Below are 3,147 nucleotides of genomic sequence, written 5' to 3' on the forward strand. Positions count from 1 at the left end.
GGACAGGAACCGGCTTGCATCAAGATCGAGATGGTCCGCCAATGCGGTGCACACTTGGGACAGCAGGTCGGGGGTCTGGATCTTGAGCATGCTTAAACTCCGAAAAAATACTTATCTTAGCGCCGCGATAAGTCCGCTTTGCGCGATTCCTACTACGTCAAAATCAACCTGAAGCTTAACGCTTTCACGACACGGACTTGCCTGATCCCGACCCTGCCCGGCCAGGGCCGGGATCACGTCGGCAAACCGGCGGTGCCGGTGTCGGCGACCCGCCTCCGATCCCGAGACGCGCGTACCGGGTTCCGATACCGCGAGCGCCGTCTCTGGCTGCACCGATCCGAACAGGCATGGCGCCCGATGACGCAGCCAGACAAGAAAACGGCGCTGGCCGCCTTTCCCTTGCTCTTCAAATCGCTAAAGTCCCCCGGACCCTAGGACCGGACATAGTCATGAGCAGCGATCCCCTTGTCATCTTCACCCCTTCCGGCAAACGCGGGCGTTTTCCCGTCGGCACGCCGGTCCTGACCGCCGCGCGCCAGTTGGGCGTCGATCTCGATTCGGTCTGTGGCGGGCGCGGCATCTGTTCGAAATGCCAGATCACGCCGGGCTATGGCGAGTTCTCCAAGCATGGCGTCACAGTCAGTGAGGATGCGCTTTCTGAATGGAATGAGGTCGAGGCGCGCTATGACCGTATCCGGGGCCTGAAAACCGGCCGCCGCCTTGGCTGTCAGGCCAAGGTCATGGGCGATATCGTCATCGACGTGCCGCCGGAAAGCCAGGTCCACCGTCAGGTGATCCGCAAGTCGGCGACCATCCGCGACATCACGATGGACCCGGCGACCCATGCCTATTACGTCGAGGTGACGGAACCCGACATGCATTCGCCCTCGGGCGATTTTCAGCGGCTTTGCGACGCCTTGCGCGACCAGTGGCAGATCGAGGGGCTGGAAGCCGAGGCGGGCCTTCTGGGCAAGCTGCAACCAGCGCTTCGCAAGGGCGAATGGAAGGTGACGGTGGCGATCCACCGCGATCACCGCAACAAGCCCCGCATCATCGACATCTGGCCGGGCTTTTACGAGGGTCGCCTTTATGGCCTCGCCATCGACCTTGGGTCCACCACCATCGCCGCCCATCTCTGCGACCTCAGGAACGGCAATGTGCTGGCCTCCTCGGGCCTCATGAACCCGCAGATCCGCTTTGGCGAGGATCTGATGAGCCGGGTCAGCTATGCGATGATGAACCCCGGCGGCGACAGGGAGATGACCGAGGCCGTGCGCACCGCGATCAACGGGCTGGCCCAATCCATCGCCACCGAAGCCGAGATCGACCCCGGCCAGATCGTCGAGACGGTCTTTGTCTGCAACCCGGTCATGCATCACCTTCTGATGGGCATCGACCCGGTGGAACTGGGGCAAGCGCCGTTTGCATTGGCCACATCGGACAGCCTGTCGCTGGCCGCGCGCGATCTTGACCTCAATGCGATCCATCCTCAGGCGCGGGTCTACATCCTGCCCTGCATCGCCGGTCATGTGGGGGCCGATTGCGCCGCCGTGGCGCTGTCGGAGGAACCCAACAAGTCCGAGGACATGGTTCTGATCGTCGATGTCGGCACCAATGCCGAAATCCTTCTGGGCAACAAGGAACGGGTGCTGGCCTGTTCCTCACCCACCGGCCCGGCCTTTGAGGGCGCGCAGATCAGCGCCGGTCAACGCGCCGCACCCGGTGCCATCGAACGGGTCGAGATTGACCCGGTCACCAAGGAACCGCGTTTCCGCGTCATCGGCTGCGATCTCTGGTCGACCGATGAGGGCTTCGCCGCCGTCACCGCCCAGACCGGCATTTCCGGCATCTGCGGCTCGGGCATCATCGAGGTCGTGGCCGAGATGCGGATGGCTGGCATTCTCGATACCAGCGGGCTGATCGGATCGGCCGAACAGGTCGGCACCAATCGCTGCATCGCGACGGGGCGGACCCATGCCTATATGCTCTATGACGGCACCGCAGGCGGTGGGCCGCTGATCACCGTGACGCAAGGCGATATCCGCGCGATCCAGCTTGCCAAGTCGGCACTTTATGCCGGGGCGCGGCTGTTGATGGACGAGCTGGAGGTCGACAAGGTTGACCGCGTGGTTCTGGCCGGGGCCTTCGGGGCCCATATCTCTCCGAAACACGCGATGGTTCTGGGCATGATCCCGGACTGCAAGCTCGACAAGGTCACCTCGGCGGGCAACGCCGCAGGCACCGGCGCGCGCATCGCGCTCAGCAACATCGGCGCGCGGGCAGCGATCGAGGAAGAGGTATTCCGCATCCACAAGGTCGAAACCGCGATCGAGCCGCGCTTTCAGGAGCATTTCGTCGCCGCCAATGCGATCCCGCATGCGACGGCGTCCTTCCCTGAACTGTCGGCCATCGTCACCCTGCCCGATGTCAGCTTCAACACCGCCGGTTCTGGCGGAGAAGGCGGCCGCCGCCGCCGGAGAGGATGACGGACGATCCGATCTCTGACCTGATCGAGGGCGTCGCCCGCGCCGACCGCGCGGCCTTTCGTACGCTTTATTCGCAGGCCTCGGCGAAACTCTTGGGGGTCTGCTTGCGTATCCTCAAGGACAGAAGCGAAGCCGAGGATGCCGTGCAGGAGGTTTTTACCAGGGTCTGGCTGAATGCCCGCCGTTATGAGGCGGCGAAGGGGCGTGGCATGACATGGCTTATTGCCGTCGCCCGCAACCATGCCATCGACCGCTTGCGCGCCCGCCCCGCCCCGGCTGTGACTGCCGATGACGAAGCGGTGGCGATCAGCGATCCGGCACCGGGGCCGGAGGCACGCGTGGTGGCACGGGGTGAAGCCCGGCGCATCGCAGACTGTTTCGAAACGCTCGAACCGGCCCGCGCCGATGCGGTCCGGGGCGCCTATCTGAACGGGCTGAGCTATGAAGACCTGTCGCGGCACCATGACGTGCCACTGAACACAATGCGATCCTGGCTGCGCCGGGGATTGCAGAAACTGAAGGAGTGCCTTGAGGCATGATCGACCCTGAAGGTCATATGCCCGAACGGGAAGCGCTGGCCGCCGAATATGTGCTCGGCACATTGCCGCTGCCTGAACGCCTGACCGCCGAGGCGCTGATCGACAGCGACGCAGACTTCGCC

At 64.0% G+C, this 3,147-nt stretch carries 2 protein-coding genes; both read left to right on the forward strand.

The features are described 5' to 3' along the window. Nucleotides 1–449 precede the first annotated feature (449 nt). Complete coding sequence (locus tag WBB85_RS04615; RefSeq protein WP_432637451.1) at nt 450–2,486, forward strand: ASKHA domain-containing protein; 2,037 nt, start codon at nt 450–452, stop codon at nt 2,484–2,486. After that, nucleotides 2,483–3,025 carry a sigma-70 family RNA polymerase sigma factor gene (locus WBB85_RS04620; protein ID WP_432637452.1) on the forward strand — a complete coding sequence of 181 codons (543 nt, stop codon included), beginning with the start codon at nt 2,483–2,485 and terminating at the stop codon, nt 3,023–3,025. The genes WBB85_RS04615 and WBB85_RS04620 overlap by 4 nt, the downstream gene beginning before the upstream one ends. Nucleotides 3,026–3,147: the final 122 nt, after the last annotated feature.

It is taken from the genome of Albidovulum sp. (assembly GCF_049646345.1).
Taxonomy (GTDB): Bacteria; Pseudomonadota; Alphaproteobacteria; order Rhodobacterales; family Rhodobacteraceae; genus Albidovulum.

Excerpts from the sequence above, each read along its gene's own strand:
- WBB85_RS04615 (WP_432637451.1), top strand. The coding sequence starts at position 450 with ATGAGCAGCGATCCCCTTGTCATCTTCACCCCTTCCGGCAAACGCGGG.
- WBB85_RS04620 (WP_432637452.1), top strand. The coding sequence starts at position 2,483 with ATGACGGACGATCCGATCTCTGACCTGATCGAGGGCGTCGCCCGCGCC.